At 39.1% G+C, this 25,161-nt stretch carries 15 protein-coding genes; 7 read left to right on the top strand and 8 right to left on the bottom strand.

Translation table 11 applies throughout. From position 1 onward, the window contains the following. Positions 1-165 precede the first annotated feature (165 nt). Positions 166-1,509, bottom strand: a complete 1,344-nt coding sequence (locus F580_RS0103975) for a M56 family metallopeptidase (RefSeq protein WP_019026395.1) — start codon at positions 1,507-1,509, stop codon at positions 166-168. Next, positions 1,502-1,924, bottom strand: coding sequence for a BlaI/MecI/CopY family transcriptional regulator (locus tag F580_RS0103970; RefSeq protein WP_019026394.1), 423 nt, complete (start codon positions 1,922-1,924; stop codon positions 1,502-1,504). The genes F580_RS0103975 and F580_RS0103970 overlap by 8 nt, the downstream gene beginning before the upstream one ends. Before the next feature lie 146 nt (positions 1,925-2,070). Between F580_RS0103970 and F580_RS0103965 the strand changes: the two genes are divergently transcribed. Next, complete coding sequence (locus F580_RS0103965; RefSeq protein WP_019026393.1) at positions 2,071-2,769, top strand: hypothetical protein; 699 nt, start codon at positions 2,071-2,073, stop codon at positions 2,767-2,769. Positions 2,770-2,858: 89 nt separating this feature from the next. Here the strand turns inward: F580_RS0103965 and F580_RS0103960 are convergent, their stop codons facing one another. The 3 genes from F580_RS0103960 to F580_RS0103950 form a co-directional block, all read right to left on the bottom strand. Further along, positions 2,859-3,767 carry an aldo/keto reductase gene (locus F580_RS0103960; RefSeq protein WP_019026392.1) on the bottom strand — a complete coding sequence of 303 codons (909 nt, stop codon included), beginning with the start codon at positions 3,765-3,767 and terminating at the stop codon, positions 2,859-2,861. Positions 3,768-3,780: 13 nt separating this feature from the next. Next, complete coding sequence (locus tag F580_RS0103955; RefSeq protein ID WP_019026391.1) at positions 3,781-5,307, bottom strand: tryptophan halogenase family protein; 1,527 nt, start codon at positions 5,305-5,307, stop codon at positions 3,781-3,783. 440 nt (positions 5,308-5,747) lie between these two features. Beyond that, positions 5,748-8,723, bottom strand: coding sequence for a TonB-dependent receptor (locus F580_RS0103950; protein WP_019026390.1), 2,976 nt, complete (start codon positions 8,721-8,723; stop codon positions 5,748-5,750). Between the two features lie 451 nt (positions 8,724-9,174). Here F580_RS0103950 and F580_RS0103945 point away from each other — a divergent pair, with 451 nt between their 5' ends. Continuing rightward, a complete protein-coding gene (locus F580_RS0103945; protein WP_019026389.1) occupies positions 9,175-11,880 on the top strand; it encodes an early set domain-containing protein in 2,706 nt (901 codons plus the stop codon). A gap of 197 nt (positions 11,881-12,077) precedes the next feature. Continuing rightward, positions 12,078-13,478: a serine hydrolase gene (locus F580_RS0103940; protein ID WP_019026388.1), complete on the top strand. Its 1,401-nt coding sequence runs from the start codon at positions 12,078-12,080 to the stop codon at positions 13,476-13,478. A 765-nt stretch (positions 13,479-14,243) separates the two neighbouring features. Here F580_RS0103940 and F580_RS26560 read toward each other — a convergent pair. The 3 genes from F580_RS26560 to F580_RS0103925 are packed head-to-tail and all read right to left on the bottom strand — an operon-like array spanning position 14,244 to position 16,761. Further along, positions 14,244-14,396 (bottom strand): DUF5989 family protein, encoded by a 153-nt coding sequence (locus F580_RS26560; RefSeq protein ID WP_019026387.1) that lies wholly within the window; start codon positions 14,394-14,396, stop codon positions 14,244-14,246. After that, positions 14,396-14,851, bottom strand: coding sequence for an SxtJ family membrane protein (locus tag F580_RS0103930; protein WP_019026386.1), 456 nt, complete (start codon positions 14,849-14,851; stop codon positions 14,396-14,398). The genes F580_RS26560 and F580_RS0103930 overlap by 1 nt, the downstream gene beginning before the upstream one ends. Then, on the bottom strand, positions 14,851-16,761 hold the full coding sequence (locus tag F580_RS0103925) for a carbamoyltransferase family protein (protein ID WP_019026385.1): 1,911 nt from the start codon (positions 16,759-16,761) through the stop codon (positions 14,851-14,853). The genes F580_RS0103930 and F580_RS0103925 overlap by 1 nt, the downstream gene beginning before the upstream one ends. 176 nt (positions 16,762-16,937) lie before the next feature. Between F580_RS0103925 and F580_RS25380 the strand changes: the two genes are divergently transcribed. The 4 genes from F580_RS25380 to F580_RS0103905 all read left to right on the top strand — a co-directional run bounded on the left by F580_RS25380 (position 16,938) and on the right by F580_RS0103905 (position 25,122). Next, a complete protein-coding gene (locus F580_RS25380; RefSeq protein WP_157442993.1) occupies positions 16,938-18,866 on the top strand; it encodes an SGNH/GDSL hydrolase family protein in 1,929 nt (642 codons plus the stop codon). Between the two features lie 79 nt (positions 18,867-18,945). Continuing rightward, the gene (locus tag F580_RS25375; RefSeq protein WP_019026383.1) at positions 18,946-19,596 is read left to right on the top strand and encodes an SGNH/GDSL hydrolase family protein; all 651 of its coding nucleotides are present in this window, start codon (positions 18,946-18,948) and stop codon (positions 19,594-19,596) included. A 15-nt stretch (positions 19,597-19,611) separates the two neighbouring features. After that, the gene (locus F580_RS25370) at positions 19,612-20,784 is read left to right on the top strand and encodes a tetratricopeptide repeat protein (protein ID WP_019026382.1); all 1,173 of its coding nucleotides are present in this window, start codon (positions 19,612-19,614) and stop codon (positions 20,782-20,784) included. 135 nt (positions 20,785-20,919) lie between these two features. After that, positions 20,920-25,122, top strand: coding sequence for an alpha-1,6-glucosidase domain-containing protein (locus F580_RS0103905; protein WP_019026381.1), 4,203 nt, complete (start codon positions 20,920-20,922; stop codon positions 25,120-25,122). The last annotated feature ends 39 nt before the right edge of the window (positions 25,123-25,161 follow it).

Raw genomic sequence — 25,161 nt, 5'->3', positions numbered from 1 at the left:
TATGAAGTAAGCTTGGTATATTGTATATCTTTTTTGATATTAAGAACCGGCAGTATCTTTTAATAGGAAAAGTGAAAATATAAAATTTAAAGGCTAATCAAAAGTAATAAAAAAACCTGTAAAGCAGGGCAGCCTTACAGGTTCAATGGATTAATTATCTAAAATCTAATGACTTACTTCGATACGTTCAATCAAAGATTCTGGCGTGACAGATGACTCACTCATGACAAAGTCTAATTGCACTAATAAGTTTGTATGAATTGTATCAGTGGCATTATAGCGCCACTGTTTTAAAGCGGTGACGGCTGATTTATCAAAGGTATAAGCCGGTTTAGCATTAATCACTTCGACATGACTTACCGAGCCATCGGCTTCGACATTAAACTTCAATACCACTGAGCCTTCTGTGCCAGATTTAGCTGCAGAAACAGGGTATTTAGGTTCAATCCGAATGGTAGGGGATAGGCCATTGACTACTTTTTGAAGGCTACCCTTTTTACTTTCATCTTGGTGTAGTTGATGACCCGCATAACTAACGCCGGCCAGTAGTGAACTTGATACTAGGGTAACCAAACATAATTTAGCTACTTTAGTGATGGTGCTCTTTGCTGAGAAGGCTTTTGACATCTGTTTTATTTGTTCTATTCGATTAAACATAAAATGTTGTTCTCCGTTTTGCTTAAAACTATTCTTAAAACTAAGTAAGGTAAAAGCGTTAGGTGGTGATGTTTCTGCCGCTAATACCAGTGCTTTACAGTATTGGATCCTGGATTGGGTATGCTTTCGCGCCAAAACAACTTGGTCACAGGAATGCTCTTGATCTTGACGAAATGCCGCATAAGCACGCCAAGCTAGCGGATTGAACCAAAATAGCGCTAAGAGCATAAGCGCTAACTGGTTCGTCCACATATGGTGCTGAGAAAAATGACATACTTCATGACTGATGATCAGCTGTTGCTGCTCAGCGGTATAAAGTGTCTCAAAGTCCTCAGGAATAACTAAAATTTGTTTGACTAAACCGATAAGTATTGGGCTGTGAGTATGGTTGCTTTGCGCAATAGTTAGCTTGTTTGCGCCACTTTCGATTATTTGTTGTTGAAACTTACTATCAGCTAAGAATTCTAATTTTAATGCTTTTCGATAGTTATATTGGCTAAAACTCCAGTAGCCGATAAGCAGAGTGAAACCTAAAGCCCAAGTACTACTGAGCCACATACCTAACAAGTTATCCAACGATAATTGCTGGCTAATGCTCTGGCTTGGCGTCACTAAATAACGTTGCATTAAGCTATTATGTGATTCAATAGCTGTTAGCTCATTTATGCTTAGCCAGCTTAAATTCTGCCAAGGTAAAGGCAGGAAATATAGTACTAAGCTTAATGGAATAACCAGCCATAAGTTATAAACAGTATTGGCATCGATGCTTTTTCTTAACGGTTGGCGGATAAGCAGCATTAGTGACAATAAAATGGTTAATGGCAGTAATGAATTAACTAACGCGCTAATCATTATTTTTCTCCCAATCAGAAATCAATGATTTTAGCGCGCTAATATCGTCTTTATTAAGATCGTTTTGCTTAGCAAAGCCAGCCACCAATGGCGCTAATTTTCCGCTGAACATACGCTCTATTAAGCTTTTACTCTCTTTTAAGGTATAAGCTTCACGTTCTAATAAAGGTGAATATAAATAATGGCGTTGTTGTTTTTCAAAGCCAACTGCTTGTTTTTTTACTAAACGGTTTAACAAGGTTTTTACCGTTTTGTCATGCCATAGCTTTTCTTGATTGTTATCATCAGTATTATTGCCATTAACATTGGTACTAGCACTTTCATTAAGTTTAGCAATTATATCGTTCGCGCTAGCCGGATAGCTTTGCCATAGTGCTTCTAATACTTCAAATTCGGCATTACTGATTTCAGTCATATTACGTCCAGTTTTTTTCTAGGTATAATTCTAGGTATCGTTAACTATTACAAATGTAATCTATGAGTTAAGATTACACTTGTAATCTTAACTGTCAATTGTTATTTTTATCAACGCTAGTGATTTAAAATAAGGGGTTTTATAAAATGAAAATGATAAGTATTGTCTTGATGTGTTTTTTTCTTATGGCGTGTTCTTCAACCAAAGTTCACCTTTATACTCGTTATTTGTCAGCACAACAAGCAGAGGAAATCACTAATAATCTAGAAGGGTTAGGCTTTGATGTCATCGCTAATACGCTTGTTTTTCCGGATGAGATTGAGCAGTCGACATTACTTTATTCTCCCTTTGTTGAAGGAGAAAATCGTGTGGATGTTTTAATAAACTCACTTGATAAGGCCGGTTGGATTATTGCTAATGTGAAGCCCATTTTTGCTGGAAATCACTATTACACCAAAAATAGTGTGGGTCTGCTATTGCTGCCTGATGGGGTAAGGCAAAGTGATAAAGTGACAGTGCAAGATCTTGCCAATGAATATGAAAGCGAAAATTGTCGGGCCTCAATGATACTCAGGCTAAATAGTGATGCTAGTTATCAATTTCTATATTTAAATAAAGCCTCCGCTCAATCTAGGCAAAGTGAGCAACTAAAAGGCAGTTGGCAGATCACAAGTTACCCTTATATTGAATTAATATCGTCAAATAAAATGTGGCGTTTCTATTATGAAATACAGAAAACTATAGATTCAGATGTGGTGGGTAAGATAGAGCTCATTGAATTAAAGCCGGTAGATGAACAGTATACCCTGCCGAAATGTAGCTTTATTTATGGGATAAGAGTTTAATTTTAGTTGTCTGTATTTATAGGGAAACGTATAGGCGAAGCGTATTAGCAAAACTAATACGCTGGCAGAATTTACTAAAGGTTGGCGACTTATGGTTGCGCATAGCCATTTCGTGCTTCAAGCAACCTATACCAATCCGCATGGTTATATTCAATCGCTAACGCTTGTTTAGCCGCAATAATTCGCTCTGGTGTAGTTGAACCAATAATGGGACAGATATTGGCCGGGTGTTTAAGTAACCACGCTAAAATAAGTTGCCAAGGCAGGCAGTTATATAACTCAGCTTGCCTTGCTAATTCAATTTCAATACGTTGTTCATCAGCCGTTGAGAAAGTATTTCCCCAAGCTGGGTAAGCAACACCGCCTAGTGGACACCAAGCAATAGGTGTTATGCCTAACTGCTGACATTGATCTAAACTGCCGTTGGTGAGGCTATCAATATTATGAATATTAATTTCTATTTGATTGACCAAAAGTGGCTCAGCTAAAGCTGATTGCAATAAGCTCACTTGCGATGGGCTAAAGTTACTGACGCCAAAATATTTTACTTTACCGCTGGCTTTTAGTTGTTGGAAAGTTTGCGCTACGTCTTCGGCATTAAATAAATAATCAGGGCGATGCAGTAAAAACATATCGAGGTAATCAATATTTAATCGTTTTAATGAGTTTTCGACGCTAGTCGTTAAATAGTCCGTTGAAAAATCATAACGCTGCGGCTCAAAGCGAATACCAGCTTTGGAGGTGATAATAAGTTGCTCGCGAATATCTGGCGTTTCTTGCTTAAGTTCCGTTAATAACTCACCAAACAAACTCTCACAGTGACCACCACCATAAATATCAGCATGATCAAAATGGTTATAACCCGCTTCAAGTGCCGCTCTAAGTGCCAACTTACCCTTGGCTTTATCTGCTGGGGTATTATCACCGGCAATGCGCATACAGCCATAAATTAGACGAGTAGAGTTTAGATGGGTATTTTTATACTGTATTTTATTCATAAGTTATTTGTTTCTATTTTTGTGAAAAAGGACATTTTTCTCTTAAGTAATCTTCATGGTTAGGCAGATTTTGTACCGTTTTTATCATCATGTCATAAAATGAATTCATTGTTCGTGGTAAATCAATTTTTTGCTTGTAAGCCATGATAGGCGCAACCGTCTTAGGATGTATATTTTGACCGGTTAAAACAGCTAACCAATTATCCTGTTTAAATAAATCTTGTGCATCCACATTCAGGTGACCATGGCTTGAAAATAAATCTATTTGATGTTGAAGTGAATCAGGAATGTCCATGTTTTGGCAATATCGCCAAAATTCGCTGTCATCTCGCTTGGTTGCTTTATAGTGCAAAATAATAAAATTTCTAATATGTTCATATTCAGCAATGGTTAAATTATTAAATTGTTTAATGTTGACTTCATCACACTTTTTATTAGGAAAGTGAGCAACTAAACGCATCACTGCCCGTTGGATTAAATGCAGACTAGTAGACTCTAGCGGCTCTAAGAAGCCAGCCGATAAGCCAATGGCAACACAGTTTTTATGCCAGAATTTTTCACGACGACCGACTTTGAAGTGAATAACTCTTGGCTCTGAAAGTATTTTGCCATCAATATCGCGTATTAATTCGTCCATTGCCGACTGTTCATCGATGAATTCACTGCAATGCACTGAGCCGTTACCCATGCGAGTTTGAAGTGGAATGCGCCATTGCCAACCTGATTGTTTAGCAATAGAGCGAGTATAAGGACTAATCACTTCAGTATGGCTAGTTTGCACAGCAATAGCGCGATTACATAATAAGTTTTCTGACCAATCTATAAATTTAATACCTAAGGTTTTATCAATCAGCAAAGCCGAAGTACCGCTACAATCAATAAAAAAATCGCCAGTAATTTTTTGGCCACTCGCTAAAGTGACAGAAGAAATAAAGCCATTACTTTCATGAGTGTCTACTTTGGTAATTTTGCCTTCTTGTCTTTTTACACCCAGCTTTTCGCTGTAAGTTCTTAAATAGTTTGCATATAAACTGGCATCAAAATGATAAGCATAATCAAAGCCTGAAAAAAGTGATTTTTTGTCAGGTGAAGGCTGTGAAAATTTATTGTTTTTCGCTAAATGCCAGGCACTGGCATAATCTTGCAATGGTCTGTTATCGCCAGACGTCCGATGTTTATTCCAAAAATAAGAAAAAGGAATGTAATCAAAATCGACTGCAAATCGTCCAAAAGGGTGAAAATATTGATGGTTTTTCTCAGGCCAATTTTCAAAACTAATACCTAACTTAATTGTGCCATTACAATGTTTCAGAAAATCATTCTCGTCAATGCCAAGCATGCGATTAAAGGTTTTGATTGGCGGTATGGTAGCTTCACCCACGCCAACAGTACCAATGCTGTCAGATTCAATAAGGATTATGTCAACCTTTGAGCCCTTTGCATCACATTCTAGTTGCTTAGACAACATGGCAGCCGTCATCCAACCAGCCGAACCGCCGCCGACAATAACGATATTGTTAATTTTATCTGTTGAGGACATTTTTCACCTTAGCTTTTGTAACGTTATTCTTATACCAAATGAAGTAATGAATTGATCACTTAGCGAGAATTAAAAGGCTTAGAGGCAAGGCATTGATTGAAGAGAATGGTTATTCAGGAGAATAAGCTCCTGCATTCTCTAAGAAGCTACATCCATATAGCGTCCTTGTCAAAAGCAATAACGCCGCTTATAAGCCTTTTAAACTCGCCCTCTGGGAACTCAGTAGCAAACTGATAACGTCACAAAATGAAAGAAATATAGAATAACTATGTTTAACTCATTTTGTTTGTTCTAAGCTCGCTTCTGAAGTTCTAAGTTGGTCGATTCATTATTTCAATTGGTATTAGTTATGTTTACACTAATATCATTATTCTTACTTAAAAAAAAAGCAATACTTCATATTTCATAAGTATTGCTTTTTATGCTTCATCCGGTTGGTATTACATGGTGTAATTTACACCGAAGTAAATTGTGCGACCGAAGTACTGAATAGTACCTGTGCGCGAGGTATTACCAAAATATGAGATATTAGGCTCATCGGTGATATTATCCGCAGAAATAACTGCTTGTAGATTCTCAGTGAAGTTATACGATACTTGTGCTGAAATAATCGTTTCTTCTTGGAAGTAAGCCGATTGATTACTACCAATCGCTACTTGACGACTTAAGTAGTCACTACGATATCGACCACTAACACGTGCAGATAACTTATCATCCCAATCATAGAATAATGTCGCACTTAATACGCGTGGTGATAAACCTTCAATAGGACCCAATTGATTTTCTTCTCCAGGCACTGAAGATTCAACTTCAATTTCACTTTCAGTATAAGAGAAATTCACATTAGCGCCTAAACCTGAGAAATATCCAGGTAGAAAAGAAAAGGTTTGTGTGTAACCTATCTCAATACCGCGTATGTAACCCGCATCACCATTGTTTTCCGCATGGCTGTAATCACCATCTTCCCACACTAAGATATTACCACTTTCATCTTCTACTTTATTGTCTGGAATGGACGGTAAGTCAAAACCATTGGCGGCAAAGTCATAATCTACTTCAGTACTATCACTGACAATATTGGCAACATCTTTGTACCAAAGGGCAAGAACGAAAGCACCTTCAGTTTCAGTGAAATAATGTTCAAAAGAAACATCATATTGGTTCGCATAGAACGGACGTAATTTAGGGCTGGTAGAGCTATCTAAACCAATGTAGTTACGACCATCACCATCACGGTTAACATCAAATTTCCAGTTGCCACTGTTAGCCATCGTTGGCATTTCAGGGCGTGACATTACTTTTGAATAAGCAAAACGAATTTGATCATCATCGGTGACTTTGAAGTTTAAGTTCAATGAAGGTAAAAAATCGTTGTAACTTTCGCTAATTTTTTTATGTTCCCAATCGCTATTAGTTCCGCCAACATCATCATAGATGATATCGCCATTACCCGCGCCAACATTGACTAAACCAGTACTACTTTGTGTGGTATCAACATAACGAGCACCAAAGTTACCTGTTACGGGGAGGCCAAAGAATTCAGTATCAATGTTTACTTGTAAATAAGCTGACAATACGTCCTCTTCAACAAGGTTGCCTTGGGTCATAGTCCAGTCGTGCTCCCAAGTGCGCACCGGAGTACGATCTACGCCAGGAATCCAAGCATTTAAGATATCGTCATTATCAACAGATAAGAAGCTAGGCATACCTGATAAGTCGCCACCAATGGCGCTAACCGTTGAGTTACTACTATTTAACACATGTGGCTGAAAACGCTCAACTTCAATAAGGTTGCCATCTGCATCTTCACCAAAAGTAATATATTGACCATTACGCATGTTACCGTCGGTAGTACCGTATAAGAAACGGCCACGGCTTAAGTTATAATCACGCATTGATGCACGAACACCAAACTCTAATGAACTAAATATGTTACTTTCTAGTTGATAAGCAAAATCAACACGAAGAGCGTCTGAAGTGTTTGACTCAATATGAGGGTACGACTCCGAACTCGTCACCATCATGTGTGCGGTGTCAGTGAAGTCTTGATTAAATTGAAGATCAGGGTTATTTAAACCATTTAGCTGATAGCTAAAGATTATATTGTCATCAATAATGGGTGTTGCTGCACTTGAATCTTCAAAGTAGGCCATACGCAAAACCTGATCTTTGTATTCTTCATCACCTTCAGAGTGAGAGACATCAACTGTCATCATCAAGTCATCAGTAATATCCCAATCAGCACGTAAGCCAAAGGCTGATGATGAACTATTGGTAGTATTATCATCGGCTTGTGTTTGAATATTTATATCACGTGATGATCCTGGATACGGAGGAGCAAGCAAAGTACCATCAGGATCTCTGTAGATAGTACCACCTACAAGTGCGCCATCGGCATATAAAGGATTGTCAATTAATAACCCTGCACCCGGTGTCGCTATATTATTTATACCTGAAATACGTAATCCGCGATCCCATTTGTTTGAGTCAAACTTAGAGTGAAAAGCATCGAACTGAAAGCGCAAATCATCTCTTGGTTCCCAGTTTAGTGCTAAGGTAAACGCATTACGCTCATCTTCACCGCCACGTTCATTAATTTCGAAACCAGAAGAAACTAAAATGCTTTCGGGAGCACCATCATAGGCGGCAGATAAGTCTTGTTCATCAAATTGATAGTTAACAAAACGACTGGAAACGGTAGGTTGAAACATATTGGCCCAACCAACAGCTATGCCTACGGTCTCATCAAAATATTTGCCTTGATAAGATAAGGTTAGACGACGACCAAAGGTGTCAGAATCTTCGTTGTCGGCAGCGGCTTCATTGTAGTTGCCATGTAACGAAGCACGAAAGGAATGGTCTTCTTCGTTATCTAAGGCATTAGCTGTTTCTAAGTTAATCGTTGCGGCGATGCCACCTTCGATTAAAGAGGCTTTTTGTGATTTGTATACTTGCGCGCCAGAAATTAACTCAGCTGGGAACATATCGAACTGAATTGAGCGACCACCACTGGTTGATACCATTTCGCGACCGTTTAAGGTAGAGAAAACAAAACCACCAGATAAACCACGAACGTTTAATTCGCTTGATTGACCATCAATACGAACAGAAGTTACACCGGGAAGACGTGTTAATGAGTCGGCAATAGATACGTCAGGTAAACCACCAATGTCATCGGCTGAAATAGCATCAACAACCGTATCAGAAAAGCGCTTGGTGTTTAAAGACTTGATGATACTGCCTCTAAAGCCAGATACTTCAATAACTTCGACATCACTTTTTTCAGCTTTTTGTTGTTGTTTTTGAGCTTCTTTGGGAGTTTCTTCTGCCGCATAGGCAATGTTAGACATTGCAGCGATTTGAACTCCTCCCATCATGAGTGCGATAGTCAGCGCACTGGGCTTAAATGTTTTCATGTGTATCCCCTAAGGCAAGTTATATTTATGCTTAATTCTAATTGCTTAATGCTTAGGGTATTTTCTCTGTGAAAACACCTGCATCTTGCAGCCTTGTTACCTTTTTTAGTTATCGGAATGTAACTTTATATACACTTGTGTTTGTTTTTTGTTTGTTCTTGTAATTTTATATTCAGCAAATCGAGTTTAAAACAACGTAATCAAAAAACAAGCAATTGTTCAGTGCATACGTATGCAATTTGTTAAACATAATTACATACGTATTCATAGACTTTTAAAGGGATACACTTATATACAAGTTAGGGGGCTTTGTGTAGGTTTTAGGGGTTACTGAAAAAAATTAAAAATCGGAAAGGTAATATCTTGTCCCTTACTTAATCAGCAAAGTGGGATAATATAAAAATTATATACGCATAAACTAAAACCATATAGTTAATGGAGTTATAAACTCATGAAATATAAATTCAAGCCAATTATGCTTGGAAGTGCGATTGCCGTATCTCTAGCCCTAAGTGGCTGTGGTAGTGATCAAGCACAGCCAGAAATAACAGACATATTTGCAGAAGTAGGCCTTTGGTGTAAAAACCCTGACTTAGTTCAAATTGCGAGTGCAGACTTTTACCCACTTACTGCTGAAGAACAGGCGGGTATTGATGCGGGTAAAGCTGCAGCCAAAGCAGCTGCAGAAGAAGCAGCAGGCGATTCATGGGATGAAGCTGCTTGGGAAGCTGATTTTAAATATGAGCAGTTAGACCTTTATAGCATTTTAGGTTTAACGCTTGAAGAAACTGAACGCCAAGTTGTTGCGAAAGAAGAAGCACTTGCTTTTCAAATAGCACAAGGCCAAGACGTGATTCGTGGTGAAGGCTTTAATGAATGGTTTGAACTTTGGTTTGCAGAAATCCCACCAGCTAGCTACTTAGGACCATCACAACGTCTCAATCGTTCTGTAAATGCAACGACTGCGGACATGGATGGTGATGAAATTTGTTATACGCCGCCATTATCTTGTCCGAACTATAAAGAAATTGATGAAGCTGGTGTATACGAGTGTATTATTCCAGAGCAAAACCCTATTTTAGATGCTCCAGCGGCTATTGTTACCGCGGGTCCTAATGAAGCTATTGTTTTCTATCGTAATGAAAACCACGTTGATGGTAGTGATGATAACGCCGCACTTTATGAAAATATGGTAGTTCATACATGGAATGATGATGCTGCAGTGTGTACTGCTTATGCCGATGATAGTATTTCAAGTTGGGGGCAAAACTCAAATTATGCAAATGAGCCTGGTAATATAGGCATTGACCCTTATTATGGTATGTTTTGGAAGTTACATTTAGTTGATGAACCAGGCAACTGCGGTAATGTTATTTTTAATGATACTGCCCTGGGTAAACAAATTTCTGATAGTGATTTAATGATGCCTATTGGTCCTTCAGGCAATGTGGTATTACATAACCTTGATAAAAATGCCTACGCTGATGATAACTTCTCTGTGAACGTACTTGATGGCATGTTACTGGTAAACCAACATCCTTATTTTGGTGCTGAAGCTTCGTCAGGCATAACCTCTTGTGGTTGGAGCCAAACGGCCAATGATGCAGGTATTTGTGTTGGTGAAGACCTAGTTGATGACCTAGCCTGTCCAGTTGACACAGTAGCTGTGGGTGTTGGCGCTGAAGAAATAGCCTCTAAATGTGTGGTTGCCTTTAACCCTGATGAAACTGCTTTGCTGCTTCGTGGTGGCTTTAATGGCTGGGATGGTGATGGAGATGCAAATTCAACATTTGCTTATGCGGATGGTCAATATCGTGTAAACCACACTCACACCACAGAAGAAGAATGTGTAATTGTTGCACCTATCGAAGAAGATTTAGAAGCTGTTCCTCCAGTTGAAGCCGTAGACGGTGAAGATTGTACAGATTCTTATGACTTTAAAGTAGCTGATAAGGATTGGTCTGAGCCGAGCTCTTTCGGTAGTATTAAAGGCGGCGATCAATCCGCTGTTGGCTCAACCATCACCATGACAGTTGGTGAAGGTATTGGTCAAAACATGAAAGTGGATATGGTTAAAGACAAAATATATCAATATTTAGTCGATGCCAGCGATGTTAGTGCTGTAAAATTAACCATTAATGAAGTACCTGTCGATGCATTCCCAATGGTAACCGTTGGTGAAGAGAGTGCTGATTTAGTGTATAAAGCGAATGGGCAGTATACTTATGTACAAACGCTATCAGCAGGAACAATGTATACAGTAAGCGTTTCTGATTTTGGTGTTTCTGTTGGTGCTCCGACGGACAATATCCTGCTAGGAGATGCTGCGGTTGCCTTGGTTAATGACGGTGGTGCATTTAGTTTTACACCAGAAAGAGCTGGAGATCATACTTTTGTATTAGATTTATCTGATGTATCAGCTCCGACCTTGAAAGTAGCTACACCTAGACCTTGGGGTACTGATGAAGTCTTCATTCGCGGTACTGTGAATGGCTGGGGTACTCCTGCAGCTGCAGATATGATGAATTGGGACCTAGATTCACGGACTTATACTGTTATCTATGGTTTAGAAGCTGAAGGGAATCATAACTTTAAATTTGCTACGGCTAGTTGGGAGAATGTAAATCTGGGCTTTGGTGAAGTATCGCTTTCAGCTGATGCTGATGCACTTACCGTAACTGATAGTGGTGGTAACATGGCTATTAAAGTTACTAAATCAACTACATATCAGTTTGAAGTATCTTATGCAACGGCGGACCCTGTAGTGAAAGTTATTGAAGCACCACTGCATTTAGTTGGCACTGTAACAGGTGTTGGTTGGAGTTTTAGTGATGGAAACCAGCTAGGCTTTACAGCGACTGATGCAGGCAATACAGCCGAAGCTTCTCATACTTATTCTTTAGAAGTTGATTACGCAGGTGGTGTTTCTGGTTTTAAAGTGGCAGATACTGGTTGGGGTGGAGCTTTTGGCTATAACTATGGTACTGATGCTGACGATGTTATGCTTGAACTAGATGTACCGTTGACATTATATTCTGCACACTCAGATGCAGATATTGGCGACAGCAAGAATATCAATCTTGATATTCCAGCAGGTACCTATATTTTCGCCTTTGAAGACGGTGTAACTAAAACATTGACTGTGACTACTAAGTAACGGTTATTGATTTAAGTGAATTAAGTGAGTTAATCTGATTTAACTCACTTCAAATATAAGCTCTACTTTTAAAGTAGAGCTTTTTTGTTTCACCACTTATAAAATTATCGATAATTTAAAGGCATAACATTGCTTGTATTGATAGCAAAGAATAAGTTAGCTACGAGCCTCTACTTTTCATAAAAGGATTTTTTATTATGCCCTTACGTTTCTCCAATGCGTTATCCGTTTTTATATGCCTTATTTGCTTTTATATAGGTAACGCCAAGTCAAATGTTCTGAACAATGAATTGACCGAAATAGCTAATACTGCTGATGAAATAGCACATAAGTATCACCAACAAGGCTGGTTTTCAGGGACGCTTTTATTAGCTAAAAACGGTAAGGTTTTTCATAGTTCTTCATTTGGATTAGAAAATGTAAAAACTAAATCCCCTAATACAATTGCGACTAAGTTTAACTTAGGCTCGATTGTGAAAAACTTTACCAAGGTATTAGTGCTTCAAAAGATAGAGCTTGGTCAGTTGCAGCTAACCGATACGCTCGATAAGTTCGATTTAGGTTTCCCTGAGCAAGTATCATCAACAATAACAATTGAACATTTGCTAAATCATCGCTCAGGTTTTGAAGATATATTTATAGCGCAGTACAGAGAAAATCAACTAGCCTTTGATACCCTAGAGAAGAAGTTAGCATTACTTAAAAATAGACCGCTACTTTTTGAACCAGGTACTGATCATAGATACTCTAACTACGGTTATGTTGTGTTAGGGGCAATACTTGAAAAGGTTTCTAAATCATCATACGAGCAGTTATTAAACAAAAATATTTTTGAACGAATTCATTTGAAAAATACGTCACTCAAGGTTGAAAGCTTCGCTAAAGGCCAATCTGTTAGATATACCTATTTATATGACAGCTCGATAAAAGAAGTTGGTGTCACGGAGCACCCTGGTCCTGCTGGAGGCATTGAGTCGACAGTCGAAGACGTACAAAAATTCTATAGAGAGCTTTTTTATGGCAACAAACTGTTAACTCAAACGAACCCTGTAAACATAAAAGCTTTTGCAATGGATGGCGAGCATTGGGGCTCATATGGTGGTGGTGCCGGTGTTAGCACTGCAATTGAAGTAGATTTGGTTGATAACATTGAAATAGTGGTACTGGCAAACACAGACAACCTAGTCGCTGAGCTTATTTCAGGGAGGGTGTTATCGTATATAAAAAAGGGCACCTATGAACCTATAAAGCCATTAGAAATGAATTTTGCCTATAATTACTATAAAGAAAAAGGCAAAGATAAATTTTATAATGGCTTTAAAGACGAGTACAAACAGGCAGGTTATTCGCAATTTATTGGCAGAGTTATTAATGAATTGGGAATGCAGTTATTGGTAGAGGAATCATGGCACGAAGCTTTTGACATTATGAACTACTTAAAGGCTATTTTTCCAAACGCGCCACAAGCATATGACAGTTTAGCTTTTGCACACTATACAAAAGGGGAGTTTAAAAAAGCGGAGCAGGCTTTTCAAAAAGCACAGGCATTAAAACCTGGCTTTAACAGTGATTACATCAGTAGCAATTACGCAAATTAGCGTCGCTGACAATAATGTTATCTAACGGGTGTTTTAGAGAATAGCTGCTATTGGAACAATAAGGGTCTACTTATGATGGCTATGTTTGAATTAGCTGTTGTCTATATACCAACGAGATGATTTTATGGAAGTATTTCTGAGATGATTAAAGCGAGTTTTGCAAGTACAGTATAAGGGGTATACCTTATTAGACAGTGCAGGAGCACACTGTCTTGATGCTTGTGTAGAGCCCCATGGATCTGACTAATCCCCACAACTTTTTACAAAGTACGTGCTTACAATTTTAGTTTCTGTTTTTTGTTTCTTCAGCGTCGCGGTGGCGACAACACCCAGAGATGGCTATCGCCGAGCCCTCTCTGGACTCTCCCGGCGCTACGAATAAAACCTAATCTTGCATTCAATCAAGTACTTCAAGGAGCCGCGTTGATGTACGTCCGTGTACACGCCGCTTTTTCATCATCCCTGATGAAAACACCTGCGCACTTTCAATCATTTCAGGGTTTTATCACGCAGACTTGGCGCTTTTGTCTTCTGGTTCCTATTCAGCCATGCAAGCGATTTTAAGTGATTGGCAGTCACTGAACGTTGGCAGATAATACGTTGCTGAAGTAATAAAAGTGAGTATCACAAGCATGGATGCTTGTGTAAGCCCCATGGATGGGTTTACGCGTCTCGCTTGTTTACTCAGCAACACTTAACTACCACAGAGCCTTTTTTATGCCTTAAAATTTTTACCTTAAGTGCTAATGTATTAAGCTCTCTAGCTTAAAACAAGGTATAAATAAACGTTGCTAATGCAGATTGCTGTGAAGCAACCACTAGGCCACCAAGTAGCGCTAAAATTACAAAAATAGGTAATAACCACATTTTTTTACGTATGCGTAAAAATGCCCACAGGTCAGTAATAAATTCAATCATTAAAACGGGTTCTCCAATTGTTTTTTTGTTAATTTATCTGTTCTTTTTACATAATTTGAATGGCTAGTGCATTTATTTTTATACTGTAATTTATTAAATGCGCTTAAAATTAATCCTATTGGAAAAATTAACAGGTAGAAGGTAACTCCCAAGATAATACGGGTATTAATAAAGCCGACTATGCCGCCAATAAACATCCAAACTTTGTAAGGAAAGTAAATGAGGTTAGGTGCTAACAAAGATAAACTAATAAAAAATGCGCTTACCCATAAAGTCCACCACTGCAACCCCGCGCCTAATAGCCATGGTGCAATCACGCCAATAAATAAAGGGAAGGCCCACGCCATAAGTATGCCAAAGGCTTTGAGCTCTTGGTTACTCATCTTAGGCTTACTACTAGCTTTACTATTAGCCCTAGTACTCATGTCTTTTTTAGCGGAAGATAATTTACTCATTAGTCTAACTCGAATTGATTCTGTTTAGCGGCATCTAGTGCTGCTTGGCTTTGTTCTGTCTTACATAACAGGATGTTTTCCATCACAAGATAGTCCATCTCAGTATTTAAGAAGCAGTTTATTGCATCTTCCGGTGTACACACTGGCGGCTCGCCACGGACATTAAAAGAGGTATTAATTAATACGCTGCTGTTAGTGCGTTTTTTAAAGGTATTGAGCAATTGATGCAATTTGGGATTGGTTTCGTTATGTACTGTTTGTAATCTTGCGGTGTAATCAACATGAGTAATGGCAGGCAAGGTTGAACGGGCTTGATTTAACTTTTCAATACCTTGTAAGTTTTCAGTTATGGGCAACCTTAATTCATCGTTAATATCAGCAACAATCAACATATAAGGGCTAGCGCCTTGATGTTGAAAATAATCACTGACATCTTCAGCTAATACAATCGGGGCAAAAGGACGAAATGATTCACGATATTTAATCTTCAAATTCATCACTGACTGCATCTTTTGATTTCTTGCATCACCTAAAATTGAACGATTGCCTAAGGCTCTAGGACCAAATTCCATCTTGCCCTGAAACCAACCAATAACATTACCTTCATCGAGGTGTTGTGCTGTTTTTCTATATAATTCGTCGTCGGAGAGTTGACTAAAAGGCAATTCTTTTGCTTGTAATATTTGCGATATTTCATCGTTAGTAAAGCTAGGGCCAAGATAGGCTCCTTGCATTAAATCGGTGATTTTTACTGTGTTTTTCTCGCTTTGGTCGTTTTGCTCGCTTAGAGTGGCCTGATCTTTAGCTGCATGCTTTTCACCCTTATACCTTTTACCGTCATAGTAATGATGCCAAGCAACTAATGCAGCACCTAAAGCGCCGCCTGCATCGCCTGCTGCAGGTTGAATCCAGACATTATCAAAAGCCCCTTCTCGTAAAATACGACCATTGGCAACACAGTTTAAGGCGACACCACCGGCCAGGCATAAATTTTTACTCGTGGTTAGCGTAGATAAGTGCTGAACTATTTTAAGTACTATTTCTTCGGTAACTACTTGAATAGAACGTGCTAAGTCCATTTCCTTTTGAGATATTTCTGACTCACTTGTTCGAGGTGTCGAACCAAACAGCTGATGAAATTTACTATTGGTCATTGTGCTGCCAACAGCAAAGTCAAAGTAAGACATATCAAGGACAAAGCTGCCGTCATCGTTAACATCGACTAAATGTTTGAAAATATCATCAACATACTTAGGCTCACCAAAGGGAGCTAGTCCCATCAACTTATACTCACCCGAATTTACTTTAAAGCCAGCATAGTATGTAAAAGCTGAATATAATAACCCTAATGAATGGGGAAATTGAATTTCCCAAAGTGGTGTTAATCGGTCGTTGTGTCCTTGCCAAGCTGAAGACGTTGCCCACTCACCGACACCGTCTAAGCATAATACAGCAGCGTCAGTATAAGGGCTTGGGAAAAAGGCTGAGCCAGCATGTGATAAGTGATGCTCGCTAAAGAGTAACTGGGGGATTTTTGCCTTTTTATCTAGACCCGCAAGTAAGCGTAATTCACGTCTAAGTACATTTTTTAAGTATAGTTTTTCTTTTAACCAAATAGGCATAGCGCGGATAAAAGAGCGAATACCACGCGGAGCATGAGCCAAGTAGGTTTCCAATAAACGTTCAAACTTTAATAGTGGCTTGTCATAAAAAATAATACTGTCTAGATCGGTTACCTTACAGTTGGCTTCTTTTAAGCAGAATAAAATAGCTTGAGCAGGGAACGCTGGATCGTGCTTTTTTCGAGAAAAACGCTCTTCTTGAGCCGCTGCAATTATTTCGCCATCAATGATGATTGCCGCTGCACTGTCATGATAAAAAGCTGAGATACCGAGTATTTTTGTGGTCATATATTGTGTCTGCTATGGTACTTGGTAGTAATAATAACTATCGTTCGATTATAGACATAATAAAAAGCTAAAAGCCATGTGTTGCAAACGTATTCAATGGGCTTTATCTTGCAAAAAAATGTGCGGTTAAGTAGGGTGTTAAGCTTGATTAAATAGTGATGCGAGCATCAATTACAGTGCCTAATACATTGTCCAGAACAAAGTCTACATATTTTGCCAAGCAGCTAAGCTTTTATCTCATTTTAATCGCCATTCCTTTTATTATTTTATTATTATTGGAGCTAACATTAAGGTTGAGTTCTTTTGGTGATGACTATCCGCTATTTATTGAAAAACCAACAAACAAAACACAACCAACGTTATATTTACAGCCTAATCCTAAAGTCATTAATCGTTACTTTTCAGATGAAACGTTAGCCCCCAAAGTGAGTCCTGATACGGTTTATTTTAAAAAAGAGAAAAGTGAAGCAAGCTTTAGGATATTTATTCAAGGAGGGTCTACTGCTGCGGGCTTTCCTTATGGGCGGTGGGGATCACTGCAAGGTATGTTAGCGCAGCGGTTTAAACGACTTTATCCTAATAAAGAAATTGAAATTATTAATACGGCTATGGCTGCCGTCAATAGTTATACTCTGCTTGATTTTGTTGATGAAATTATTGAACAGAAACCAGATCTGGTACTTATTTATGCTGGGCATAATGAATACCTGGGCATCATGGGCGTTGGTAGTGCTTTTGCAGCCAAAGGTGGGCGTTTTGCGACCCTGATGCATTTAAAGTTTAAAGGCTGGCGCATTTATCAGCTATTACAAAAGCTTTATTCCTTTGGCTTCTCCCCTGACACACAACCGAGCAAGTTGAATAAAACCTTAATGTCGCAAGTGGCAAAAGAGAAAGAAATCCCACTAAATAGTGATTTATACCAACAAGGTATTACGCAATTTACCGGAAATATGTCGTTGATATTACAAAAATATCAAACCGCAGGTATTCCTGTAGTATTAGGTAACTTGGTGAGTAATGAAAGTGGTCAAGTGCCTTTCTCTAGCGTAGAAAAGGTTGATTGGCAAAAGATTAACCGCAGTTTAAGCAAAGATAATGCTGCACCAGCAATAGCTCGATTAAATAGTCGTTTGTCTGTCGATAAAAAGGCGGAGAATTATTATCAATTAGCACTGAACTTACAATTGTCTGGGCGTTTTTCAGAAGCTAAGCAGGCCTTTGTTTTAGCCAAAGATAATGATTTATTGCGTTTTAGAGCGCCAAGTGAGTTCAATGTAATTATTGAGTCGTTAACTAAGCAATATGGTGCTGGTTTGGTTGACGTTCAGGCGATGTTCAATGAGAATTCAACGCAAGGTATCGTTGGTAATAAGCTCATACTAGAGCATTTACATCCTACTATTGAAGGCTATTTTTTATTGGCGGAAGCTTTTGTTGACTATATTACCGAGCATAACGTCATTGTCTCAACAACAGCTATTGTCCCCGCTATTTCACTAACCACTTCAACAATTCCTTCAGCAGAGACTTACTCTAGAGATAAGGCGAGAGCCGACATTCCGATTAGCGCTGTTGATGCGCTTTATGGTGATTTTGTTATTCATAATCTCGTTAATGACTTTCCCTTTACTTCATCAATGAACCCAGGTAAAAAAGATATCGTTTTACCCACGAGTCGAAAATTTGAAAAACAGGCGTTAATAAAACGCATAGAAAAAAAGAGTTGGTTAACCATTCAAAAACAATTGTTAGTTGAATATCAACAAAGAAAAGAAGTGCCACAGGCGGCTAAAATTGCCGGGGCAATTAGTACCGCGATGGTTGATAATCATAAAGCATCTTATATTGCAGGTCAGTTATATCAGCAGTTAAAAGATTGGCCGTTGGCCAGTTATTACCACAACAAAGCTTTTCAACAACAAGCGGAAAATGTTCACTATATTTTAGCGTTAGCGCAAGACTACTTTTTTTTAAAAGAATACGCGCAAAGTTTATTGTTATTGGAAAAAGCCGATAGTCTCGTGGTTGAGTCATCACCGCAAAAGCAAAAAATATTGCAGCATAAGGCGAGTGTTCAACAACGTCTGAATAACACCGAATGAATAATAAAACCAATAGTAAACTGAGTAGTGAGCTAGGTAGTGAGATAGGTAGGAATATGAATGCTAAGGTAATGAGCCAATGATGAATAAAGCACTTATAAGTGAAGCAGTTATAAGTAAAAAAAGAATTTATCAATTAATCGCCTTGGCTATACCTTTCGCCTTTTTCGGCTTAGTCGAAGGTGGCTTACGCTTGGTGGATTATGGTAGAGAAATACCACTCTTTATTGACTATCCTCAAGCTGACAATAGTACAGCACCTCAGTACCTATTACCGCGTCCTGATGTAGTAAAACGGTATTTCCCTGAAGGCTCATCTGCGCCATCAGTAACGATTGAAACTAATTTCTTTTTAAAGGAAAAACCTAAAAAGGCCTTGCGAATTGTTGTTCAAGGGGGCTCAACCGCAGCAGGCTTTCCTTTTGGCTATGGCGCCTCAATAGCAGGTATGCTTGATTATCGTTTAAAGCAAAGTTTTCCTGATAGAACCGTCGAAGTGATTAATACCGCACTGGCGGCGGTAAATAGTTATACAGTGCTAGATTTTGTTGATGAAATTATCGAACAGCAACCAGACGCCGTACTTATTTATGCAGGGCATAATGAGTATTTAGGTATTTTGGGCGTGGGCTCTGCTTATACAGCGGCTAACTCACCTGCTGCAACCTTGCTGTATCTAAAGTTAAAAAACTCCAGAATCTTCCAGCTGCTACAAAACCTTTATTGGTAATTTACTAAAACGAGTGTGCCAAAAAATGCAGAAAAATCGCGTACTTTTATGTCTAAAGTGGCTAAACATAAAAATATTCCTTATGGCTCTGAATTATATCAGGCAGGTTTAACGCAATTTGAAAATAATATAAGTCGGGTTATTGCTAAATATCAAGCCGCAGGCATTCCGGTATTTATTAGTACAATTTCCAGTAACTTAGCCGATCAATCGCCTTTTTCATCTAGTGAGATTTTTGTTACTGGTAAGTCCATTGATGATAAGGCTGCTGCAGGAAAGCCTTATCAACAAAGTGCGGGTTTTTATTATAAACAAGGCAAAAATTTACTAGCGCAAGGCAGTTATCAACAAGCTAAATTGTCTTTTATTAAAGCAAGAGACTTCGATTTATTGCGCTTTAGAGCACCTAGTGCAATCAATGATATTATCGTGGAATTATCGAAAAAAGAGTCGGTGTACTTTGTTGATGCTAATAAAGCGTTAATGAATGCAGCTGAGCATGGGATTATTGGTAAATCCCTGATGTTAGAACATTTGCATCCGACAATTAAAGGCTACTTTGTTATTGCCGATAGCTTTTATCAAGCACTTGAACAATCAAATGTTTTTGGCAAGTTCCCGCAAACGATTAGCACGGTAATAGCAGAGAACGATATTCCTGTTTTTGATGCTGAGGTTTATTGGGGCAAGGCAAAAATTGCTAGTTTAATGGCAGACTATCCCTTTACCAAAACGCCCCAGAAAGTTAGCTTGCCCTTAGTGAAAACGCCGAGTGATCGATTAGGTCTATCAGCATATAAACGCCAAATCGGTTGGTTAGCTATCGCGACAGAAAATTTAAATTATGCAAAGAAAAATGACCCTGTACTCTATCTTAAATCCGCTAAGTTACTTGCTGATGCCATGCCATTTGATGCCGCTCATAATTATCGAGCTGGAACAGCCTTGATTCAACATAAACAATCAGTGCAAGCGTTGCGGTATTTAAAGCGTGCCATTGACATTGAAAGTAACAATATCAATTACCAATTAGCACTCAGTCATGCGTATTTAGAGCAGAAGCAATTAAAAAAAGCACTGCCTTGGTTAGAATCAGTGCTGTTGATTGATCCTGATAATGTTACCGTAAATGATGTGTTACCAAAGGTTAAGGCGCATTTGTCAAAGGTAAAAGCTAGTTTGAATTAACTCATTTTCACATGCTTACTAGATATTGTTTCACAGTAATTACAACTTCCTCAGTGAATACGTATGTAGTCACTGTTCAATAGTTAATCAAAGCTTTAGCATAAAGTCATAATATAAAAATAGGATTGACTTTTGATGTTAACAACAAGCTTTAAACAGATATTAATATGTACCGCCTTTTCTTCGGGGTTAGTTGCCTGTGGCGGCGGTTCAGATGATGGCGGACCAGTAACTGGCGGGCCCCTCCCTCCCAATGATGCGCCAACTATTACTTCCTTTGCGGCGACAGTTAACCCAAGCTCAACATTAGACGTGACATTTTCATGGGTTGTAGCTGATGCAAATGATGATGCTTTATCATGTGAGCTAAACCCTGGTGAAGGCATAGCAAGTGTTACTATTTCAGACTGTTTAGCGACAACATCAACGACTGTTACTTATCAATCTTCAGGTGGCTATAACGCTAATTTATCCGTTTCAGATCCAAGTGCCGCAACGAATAATCAAGATGTAGTTATCACTGTCGAAGCAGAGAATGCTTTACCTGATCCTGTGGTTACCGCAGGAGAAAACGAGTTAGTTATTTTCTATAATCGAGCTGATAATACTTATACTGGTTGGGGTTTGCATTTATGGGTAGATGATGCTGCTGAATGTACCGCCTATGATGGTGCTGTAGTCGAGTGGTCTGCTCCGGTAGCCAAAACAGGTGACGATGCAAACTACGGTGCTTATTGGGTTGTTAGCTTAAAAAGTGATGCTGTTGAATCAGATTGTGTGAACTACATCATGCATAAAGGTGATAACAAAGCGCCAAATGATGCCGACCAGCAAGTCGCCTTATCTGGTGAACGTATGATCTGGTTGCTTGATGGTGTTAATGAGGTATTTACAGTGCCAACGTTACCGCCTTCAGGTGTGCTTATTAACGATACTGCAGCGCATTGGACTACATTAGATACAGTGTTTTGGCACCATGCTCCAAGCAGCGTTAGCAAAGTTAGAGTATATAGCTCTGCTGTAGATGATTTAGCCTATGACGGTGAAACAGGCATTAGTGGTGATAACTTTATCGAGTTTTTACCCGCCACTAACTCGGCTAATAGTTTAGGTATGCCACGTTATAATACACTTGATATGTTTGAAGCATCAAACCCTGATAGTGTTAAAGCGAAGCAAATGCTTACCGGTAAACTGCTTGCTATTGCTTATAACAGTGATAACACAGTAGTAGCGGCCACTTATCTACAAACAGGGCGTGTACTTGATGCGCTTTATACTGCAGGCAACAGTGATGCAGATGAAGCTGAGTTGGGCTTAACTTATACCGTCACTGATATTACCGCGAGTCTTTGGGCTCCTACGGCGCAGCAAGTTTCGTTACATATCTATAATGACACGAAAGAGCTGCAAAGCACTGAAACCATGGTCGTTGATAGTGCTACCGGTGTGTGGTCTTTCACTACGCCAATTGCCAACGATAGAGTCTTTTATCGCTACGAACTAACGGTATATCATCATACTAATCAAAAGTTTGAAACGCTGATGACAACAGACCCTTATTCCGTTTCACTGTCTACCAATGGCATGTATTCTCAATTTGTAAACTTAATGGACGCAGATTTAAAACCGGCTGATTGGGATACTCATACTATTCCTGTTATTGCAGGTATTGAAGATGCAATTATCTACGAAGGGAATATCCGTGATTTTAGTATTCGTGATGTCAGTACCAGTGAAGCTAATCGAGGAAAGTATCTAGCATTTACTGAAGAAAATTCAGTCCCCGTGACTCATTTAAAAGCTTTGGTTGCCGCTGGATTAACACATTTTCAAATTCTCCCGGCTAATGACATTGCCAGTGTTGATGAAGATTTTTCTGCGCAAATTAATTTAACCAATACGGTCGCTGAGCTTTGTTCGCTTAAAGCTGATGCGCCAGTTTGTGGTGTTGAAGACAGTGCAGACACACTGCTATCAGTATTTGAAAGCTATGACCCGAGTACAGAACAAGCAAAGCTATTAACTAAAGCCATACAAGGTATAGATGGATATAACTTTGGATATGATCCTAAGCACTTTAATGCACCCGATGGTAATTTTTCCACCGATGCTGATGGCGTAAGTCGTATTATAGAAATGCGCTCAATGAACAAAGCCTTACATGATATGGGATTAAGAACCTCGTTAGATGTGGTTTATAACCATACCAATACTTCTAGTCTTTGGGATAATTCAGTGCTTGATAAAGTTGTGCCGGGTTATTATTACCGTCGTGATTTAACAACCGGCAATGTGATGAATGCTACATGTTGTCATGATACGGAAACAGAGCACCGCATGATGGATAAGCTAATGATTGATTCATTAGTAATGTGGGCCACAGAATATAAGTTTGACGCTTTCCGTTTTGATATTATGGGCAGTCATTCAAAAACCTCTATTCTTAATGCGCTTGCTGCGGTTAAAGCGGTAGATGCTGATACTTACTTCTATGGCGAAGGTTGGTCTCGTCCAGATGAAGGTTATGAACAAGCTGGTCAATATGAAATGGCAGGTACTGAAGTCGGTACGTTCAACGACAGACCTCGTGATACTATTCGCGGTGCTTCATTATTTAATGACGATGCTAGCTTAAACGACCAAGATATTATGCGCCTAGGTTTATCGGGTACCTTGCAAGATTATCAGTTACAAGATAAAGCGGGTAACACTAAATCAGGCAAAGACTTCTCTCAATCATCTTACGCTAAAGATCCTGCGGATATCATCAACTATGTTTCTAAGCACGATGGTTCAACCTTATGGGATAAATTACAGTATGGTTTAGCGACTGATATGGCGGTTGACGACAGGGTACGTGCACAAAATATCTCGATTACTATGCCGATATTAAGTCAGGGTATTCCGTTTTTACAGATCGGTGGTGATTTACTTCGCTCAAAATCAATGGATAAAAATAGCTATGACAATGGTGATTGGTATAACTTGGTCGATTTCACTAAAGAGTCTAACAACTGGAATGTTGGCTTACCGATAGAGATTGATGATGGTAAAAATGTTGATGATGTAAAAGCTATTGTTGCGAATGCCGAGACGACAGTACAAGCTCATCATATAGCCTTTGCCAGCCAAGTATTTAATGAGTTTTTGGCTATTCGTGCGAGCAGTAAATTATTTAGATTAGCTACCGCGCAAGATGTTTACGACCGTGTTGGATTTCATAATACCGGTACCAATCAAACCAAGGGCTTAATTGTGATGAGTCTTGATGATGGTACTGGCTTCGCCGATATAGACACAAACAATGATGCTATTGTTGTAGTGATTAATGGCACAGCAAGTGAACAGTCACATACAGTGGCAACGGCTAGTGGTTTTGAATTACACAGCGTACAACAAACCTCTGCGGATACTGCGGTACAAACAGCAAGCTTTAGTGCTGGCGCAAGTGACGGTACTTTTACTGTGCCAGCATTAACCACTGCCGTATTTGTTAAACCACGGGGCGCTGACCAAGGTGCTGGTTTATCTGCGGGAGTTACTCGTGACGCACCCGATATCCCTCCTTACGGAAATAACACCCTTTATGTGCGTGGCTCAATGAATAACGATGGTGCGGATGGCTTTGTTGCTGCCGATACTTTTACCTACCAGGGTAATGGTGTTTATAGTGTAGATACTACGCTAACCTCAGGCCTGCAAACCTTTACCATTACCTCTATTGATTCAGTGGCTGTTGATTTAGGTTTTAGTGATGTTAACAGTAGTTCAAGTGTTGTTGTCGTTACCGACAATGCTAATAGCATGGACATTACCGTTGCCACTGCAGGTAGCTTTACCTTTACCCTTGATGCATCAGCATCAGGTGACAATCCGATATTAACTATTAGTAGTGTTTCACCCACAGTTGATTGTAGTGCTTTAGTTGATTCAGCTGACGCTATACCTTTTTCTATTGCAGGTGATGGTGAGCTTTATGTTAAAGGTGACCATTCTGGTTGGGGCGCTGATGAAGCTTATCGTTTACATTACAAAGGTAATAACATCTATCAAGCCGTAGCTGACTTCGACGGGGCAATGAACTTTAAACTTGCTTCAAGTGATGGTAGTTGGACTACGCAGTTATGGGCACAAGCTGAAGGTAGCACTGAAATTAATGGTGAACAGTTAACCTTAGGTGTCAGTTATCCTATTGCTTATAACAATGCAGGAACTGACAATAACCAAACTACGTTAGCAGCTGGTAGTTACAGCTTTTTATTAACACTTAATGACGCTAACCCAGCACAGGGCGCGAATGTAGGTAGTTTAATTATTCAGCAGTGCCAGCCATAACAATCAAACCTGAATAACATGCTAATAAAATAGACCTTG

It is taken from the genome of Colwellia piezophila ATCC BAA-637, from assembly GCF_000378625.1.
In the GTDB taxonomy this organism is placed as follows: Bacteria; Pseudomonadota; Gammaproteobacteria; order Enterobacterales; family Alteromonadaceae; genus Colwellia; species Colwellia piezophila.
The sequence above is the reverse complement of the archived record's forward strand: the minus strand, read 5'-3'. Positions and strand labels throughout refer to the sequence as shown.